6 protein-coding genes are annotated in these 6,070 nt (G+C 35.7%); all 6 read left to right on the forward strand.

Going from position 1 to position 6,070, the window contains the following annotated elements; genetic code table 11:
- The first annotated feature begins 169 nt into the window (after positions 1–169).
- A complete protein-coding gene (locus ACKI67_RS05665; protein WP_407462463.1) occupies positions 170–1,723 on the forward strand; it encodes a methanogenesis marker 3 protein in 1,554 nt (517 codons plus the stop codon).
- An 11-nt stretch (positions 1,724–1,734) separates the two neighbouring features.
- A complete protein-coding gene (locus ACKI67_RS05670) occupies positions 1,735–2,217 on the forward strand; it encodes a methanogenesis marker 6 protein (RefSeq protein ID WP_407462464.1) in 483 nt (160 codons plus the stop codon).
- Positions 2,218–2,288: 71 nt separating this feature from the next.
- Positions 2,289–2,795, forward strand: a complete 507-nt coding sequence (locus ACKI67_RS05675; protein WP_407462465.1) for a methanogenesis marker 5 protein — start codon at positions 2,289–2,291, stop codon at positions 2,793–2,795.
- 1 nt (position 2,796) lies between these two features.
- Positions 2,797–4,032, forward strand: coding sequence for a methanogenesis marker 15 protein (locus ACKI67_RS05680; protein WP_407462466.1), 1,236 nt, complete (start codon positions 2,797–2,799; stop codon positions 4,030–4,032).
- 80 nt (positions 4,033–4,112) lie between these two features.
- A complete protein-coding gene (locus ACKI67_RS05685; RefSeq protein WP_407462468.1) occupies positions 4,113–4,679 on the forward strand; it encodes a methanogenesis marker 17 protein in 567 nt (188 codons plus the stop codon).
- 373 nt (positions 4,680–5,052) lie between these two features.
- On the forward strand, positions 5,053–5,943 hold the full coding sequence (locus tag ACKI67_RS05690; RefSeq protein ID WP_407462469.1) for a radical SAM protein: 891 nt from the start codon (positions 5,053–5,055) through the stop codon (positions 5,941–5,943).
- Positions 5,944–6,070: the final 127 nt, after the last annotated feature.

The following is a 6,070-nucleotide window of genomic DNA, read 5'->3' on the forward strand; positions in this document are numbered from 1 at the left end:
ATTTATTGCTCTTTTTTTATTATTATAAATTTATTTAAAAACTGTTTTATATCATTAAAAATATACATATATTTAATTTATAATATAGGGGATTTTTTTAAATTAGATTTACCCTATTTTATAATTGCAATTGATGATTATTATTTTATTAGATAAAAGAGGCAAGCCTATGCTAATTAAGATTAATGGAGAAGATGTGGATATTCCTGAAGGTTCTACCATCAAGGATGCAATTGAAATCTCAAATGCTCCTTACAAGAAAGGAAGTATCGTTTGTCTTATCAAAGGAGAAAGTGAAATACAAAGTAACATTCTCAAATATAAGATCAAAACACCTAAAGGAAGTATTCTCATTGAATTGGAAGTTTCTGAAAAATCAAAACCTTTAACTGATTTCTTCAAGGAAAACTATTCTCAGTTTATCTCTAATAATGTTCGTTGGGAGACATCTAATGAAGTGGCTATTGGTCCTGTAAGCTCTAATTTTGAACCGTCACATGACGAATTTGCATATTTTGACAATGAGGTTCTAATCAGCTTATCCGGTTTTTCAAATGATGCCACTCACATAATTTTTGTCAAGGATGACCACAGAAATGTTTATGGTGTTCCAAAATACAGTGACCGTGGAGTCTTTGCAAGGGTTATAGGTGGAAGAAAAACATTATTCTCACTCACTGATGATGATGAAATCCTAGCCATTGAACCTGTAATTGAGCGCAGTACCGTTAAGGACAGTACAGGTGGTTCCAATTTGGATGAAGTTTTAGAGGAAGGAAATCAATTGTTCACTTATGTTCTTTTTGAACCTAACTTCAATTCTCCTAAATCAGTTGAACACTTATTCTCACTAATTAGAAATGATAAGATTGAAGTCAGTTTTGAATCCAACTCATTTGTCGGATTTTATGAATTGACTGGTTTAACTAAGGAGAAGGAAGAAATCACTGAACGTAAAAGAGGAACAGTTACCTTGAGAAATGATGGATTCGGTAAAGGTAGAGTTTATATTTATAGAGAAGACAGAGTAAGGGCTGAAACCCACACAAATTTGGCTACAGTCAAGCAGGGTATGGAATTGTTTGATATAGCCAAAGAGGGAGATTTCATTACCGTTAGAAGCAGTCCTGACAGAATCATGCTTATGATGATGACTCAAAAAGAGGCTGAAGAGAAACTTCAAGCCTTAGGCATCAATCATATCAGAACTGGAAATGAAGATGATGATGCAATTGTCGTAACTCAAGAACCTGAAAGCACTGTTGGCATCATTGATGCTGGAGAAGTAAGCACCTTTGGTCTTGCAAGCGATGAGCTCTTGAAAGTCAAATTGACTGATAATGCTCCAAGAACCAGATGGTACCTTGAGAAAATCACTGGTCTTGCAGAAAAGCCTGTTGGAACATTGAAGGTTTACTTTGCAGTTCCTGACATGAACATGTTCATGTTCCATGGTGATAGCGACGAATCCAAGGGACTTATTCCTGAAAACAATCCAACTGATATGATGAAAGCCGGAGAGATAGGTGTAACAAACATGTCCAAGAAGAATGTGGGACTTGTTGGTATAAGAACCATTGACACCACTGATTTCGGACCTACCGGTGAACCGTTCTCCGCTACAAATCTTGTTGGTGAAGTTGTTGGAAACATTGAAGGCTTGAACAAGCTTAAAGACGGAAGCACTCTTTATATTCATGAAGTATACGAGGATGAGGATTAGGAGGAATTATTATGCCTGCAAATTTATGTATAACTCCAGATTTAGGTAAAGAGGACATGGATCCTGAAGTTTCAACAAGGATGATCATTTTAAGTTCAAAGGCAAATGTAAGTGAAAGTGAAGTTGTAAACTTCTTGCATATGTTGAATTTGCCTATAACAATCAAATGGACTTGTTATGGGGCTATGATTAGTGGAAAAGATGAATATGTTAGAGAAGCTATTCGTGAACTCCGTAAATTAGATCCTTATGGAATTTTTACAAAAGAAAGAGGTTTTGCTCCAGGTGACCCAAGAAGATGCAGAGGTCACAGATATGGTCCTAGGGAAGGTTTCCACCAAATGGAGAAAGAATTCAGAATTCTCGATTATGTTGGAGAAGCTTTAAAGAACCCAAGAGAAGTGAAAATAGAAAAGAAAGAACCTGTTTCTGTTGATTACTTCAAAGAGATTTTAGAAGAAGAAGAAAATAAAAGAGAGGATGATAAACAATAAGGAAACTTTTGAAATGGGATTGATATAATTTTGTAAAAGTTTTCTTGATTATTATTTATGAGGATGGTATTATGGTAAAAGTAGCTATTTATCCCCCAAATTCATTGGTTTTAGCTGACTTGATTGAGAGGAAAGGTCACACTCCTTTAGCTCTTCAAAAACAAATAAGGCAAAAGATTAAAGATCCGGAGATTGATTCTCCTCCAATGAACATTACAGAAGAAGATCCAATTAACGGATTAAAATATGCAGCTATTGAAGTGCCTTCAGGAGTCAGAGGAAGAATGTCCATTATTGGACCTCTTATAGATGCAGCAGAAGCAGCAATCATTGTTGATGGCGCTCCATTTGGTTTTGGTTGTGTAGGATGTGCAAGAACAAACGAATTATCAATTTTCTGTTTACGTAAAAAAGACATACCTGTCTTGGAAGTTACATACCCTGATGATGAAGATGGAACAAGACTTATGGTAAATCAAATCATGGAATTCCTAGATTCCTTGCCTGGTGGCGGAGGAGACATGGAAGGAGACAGTGATGTTTTAGGTGAACCAATTGCAAATAGAGGAGGAAAATAATATGGTACAAATTGCATTGGTTTCCTGTGGTACCGAATATAGTGGTATCCAAAAGGAAATCGAAAAGGCAGCTTTAAAATTTGGAGCTGAAATTATTCTTCCTGAAATTGATTTGGATTATATTAATGAAGCTTATGAGAAATTCGGTTTCTCTGCTCAAAGTTCAAGCTTAAAGCTTATGATTGCAAGAGCAATGTCTATTGTGGAAGGAAAATGCAAACCTGATGCAGTATTCATTGCAACCTGTTTCAGATGTGCAGAAGGAGCACTTGTTAGAAATGAAGTAAGACGTTTCATTCAAAGCAATACTCGTATTCCTGTGGTAACATATTCCTTTACTGAAAGGACAAAAGCAGATGAGTTATTCATCCGTATGGAAGCATTGGCTACCACTGTTACCCGTAGAAGCATTCTTGCTCGTGAAAAGCAAGAAGGACTTACCCTTGGACTTGACTCAGGTTCAACAACTACAAAAGCGGTCCTTATGGAAAACAACAAGGTTATCGGAACCGGTTGGACTTCCACAAAAGACATCATTGCATCTGCTCAAACTGCAGCTGCAGAGGCATTTGAAGGCACCGGCTACAAATGGGATGATGTTGATGGTATAGGAACTACCGGTTACGGTAGATTCACTATGGGTCAGGAATTCGGAGCAGAACTTATTCAAGAGGAATTGTCTGTTAACGCAAAAGGTGCAGTATACTTGGCTGATTGCCAAAAAGGTGAAGCTACAGTACTTGATATCGGTGGTATGGACAACAAGGTAATTACCGTAAACAATGGTATTCCTGACAACTTCACCATGGGTGGTATCTGTGCAGGTGCATCCGGAAGATTCTTGGACATGACTTCAAGAAGGTTAGATGTAGACATTACAGAGCTTGGACCTCTTGCTGTGCAAGGTGATTGGAGAAAGGCTATGCTTAACTCCTACTGTATTGTATTCGGTATTCAAGACTTGGTTACCACTCTTGCAGCTGGAGGATCTAAAGCAGATGTAGCGGCTGCTGCATGTCACTCCGTATCTGAACAAGTATATGAACAGCAATTGCAGGAAATTGACATTCGTGAACCTTTAATCCAAGTAGGTGGAACCAGTTTGATTTCCGGACTTGTTGAAGCTGTAAGTGAAACTTTAGGTGGAATTGAAGTAATCGTGCCAGAATACTCACAACACATTGGTGCTGTAGGTGCAGCATTGCTTGTATCTGGTATGGGAAATAGACATGAATAAATAATTTTGGATTGGATTTAAATATTTCAAATATTTTTATCTGTTTTCATTTTATTTATTATTTTAAGTAGAGTGATTTTATGTATATTGAATCAAATGACCCTGAAGGAGCAAAAGTCTACGACATGATCATTAGGCAAATCTTGCAGGATTTGGTCTTGCCACCTTCCATTGATGACATGAGAGCTTATGTCAATCCGGATGAAGTCTGCTTCATCATAGCGATAAAGATGAGAAAGACTTCCAAGCACATTACCTTAAAGGAAGTTGCTAAAGTCAATTATGAAGCGGATGATGATACAACCGTTGTTTTGATAGATGATGAAAACTATCTTCCGAATATCCTAAGAACCCTTTGGAATACCAACGGTAGGGAAAATGTCCATCAGCCAAGCAGATATGTGATTCATATGAAAGGACAACATAATGTTTCTGATTTGGTTGTAGATGACCCTCATGAAAACCTTAAGAGAAGAATCTATGATGCAATATTCAGAATAGTTCCAGAAGGATTCAAGATAATGAAGGATATTTCCCGTGACGATATCGTTTCTATTATAGCTACTGATGAGCTCATTAAGGATGAATGGGTTGAAAAGGCTGAAGGATATATTGTAGAATTGAACACTCCTAAAACTTGGGATTAATTTCAAATTATCGAAAGGATTCAATCTTTTTTAAAGATTTAAAATTGGATGTGTGTTTTTAAGTCTTTTAAAGATTCAATCTTATTATTTATTATTTTTTAATTATTTTTAAGGTTGTTTTATTTTTTTGTCCAATTTTTCATAGATTTTTTCGAACGGTTCGTAATTTCCAATAGTTTGTTCGTATGTGTTAGAAATAAATAGGAAGCTTTAAATACTATATTATCAATAACAATAGTTATAAGTTTAAGCGTAAATGAATAAATTTAACGAATAAATTTTGTAAATTGTAGTGGGATTAAAAATTAAAATTGGAGAAAAATAAGTTAATTAAACTGATTAAATAATTAATATATTGTGTTGAGGTAATACTATGACTAAGAAAGATTTAACTTGTGGAGGAAGTCATAAAGGTGCAAAATTTGCACACATTACAAAAGTGCATCCATGCTATAATGAAAAATTGCATGATAAGGTTGGAAGAGTTCATGTACCTATTGCTCCTAAATGTAATATTGGATGTAATTTCTGTATAAGATCAATTAATACTGATGAGGACAGGCCTGGAGTTGCAGGTTCAATCATGGATGCAGATGCTGCAGTGGAACATGTATTGAATGTAACTAAAGACAGTGCAATCACAGTTGTAGGTGTTGCAGGTCCTGGAGATTCATTAGCTAATGAGGCTACCTTTGAATTCTTTGAAAAGATCAATGAGGCAAAACCAGATTTAATCAAATGTATGAGTACCAATGGTCTTTTGCTTCCAAAATATGCAGAAAGAATTGCAGAACTTGGTGTTAATACTGTAACTGTTACAGTCAATGCAGTGGATCCTGAAATCCTAAAGGAAATCAATGGCTTCATTGTATATGAAGGCAAAGCTTACAAAGGACTTGAAGCAGCTGAGATTCTCTCCAGAAACCAATTGGAAGGAATCAAAAAGATCACTGATCTTGGTGTAGTCGTTAAGGTCAACATTGTTCTTATTCCTGGATTGAATGATGAGCATATTGTGGAAATCGCTAAAACCGTAAAAGAATGCGGTGCAGACTTAGTGAATGTCTTGCCACTCATTCCATTAAACAAAATGGCAGATTATCCAAGACCTGGATGTGGAGAGATTGAAAAGGCACGTAGTGATGTGGAAGAGTATCTTCCAGTATTCAGAGCATGTACTCAATGTAGAGCAGATGCTTATGGAATTCCTGGTAAGAAACACGAAGACCATCACATAGGAAATGCTCCTCAGTCTCACTTCTAAAAATCAATTTTTATTTTTAAATAGGATTATTTGTTTCTTATAATCTTTTTTCTTTTTTACTTTTTTTAACTATTTTTACTTTTTTTAATATTAATCATTTTTTTCATTCATGTTTTTTCCTTGTTGC

The sequence above is a fragment of the Methanobrevibacter sp. genome, assembly GCF_045577275.1.
Lineage (GTDB): Archaea > Methanobacteriota > Methanobacteria > Methanobacteriales > Methanobacteriaceae > Methanobrevibacter.

What these genes read in the sequence shown, in the direction of transcription:
- ACKI67_RS05685 (WP_407462468.1), top strand. Translation starts at nt 4,113, where the DNA reads ATGTATATTGAATCAAATGACCCTGAAGGAGCAAAAGTCTACGACATG.
- ACKI67_RS05690 (WP_407462469.1), top strand. Translation starts at nt 5,053, where the DNA reads ATGACTAAGAAAGATTTAACTTGTGGAGGAAGTCATAAAGGTGCAAAA.
- ACKI67_RS05665 (WP_407462463.1), top strand. Translation starts at nt 170, where the DNA reads ATGCTAATTAAGATTAATGGAGAAGATGTGGATATTCCTGAAGGTTCT.
- ACKI67_RS05670 (WP_407462464.1), top strand. Translation starts at nt 1,735, where the DNA reads ATGCCTGCAAATTTATGTATAACTCCAGATTTAGGTAAAGAGGACATG.
- ACKI67_RS05675 (WP_407462465.1), top strand. Translation starts at nt 2,289, where the DNA reads ATGGTAAAAGTAGCTATTTATCCCCCAAATTCATTGGTTTTAGCTGAC.
- ACKI67_RS05680 (WP_407462466.1), top strand. Translation starts at nt 2,797, where the DNA reads ATGGTACAAATTGCATTGGTTTCCTGTGGTACCGAATATAGTGGTATC.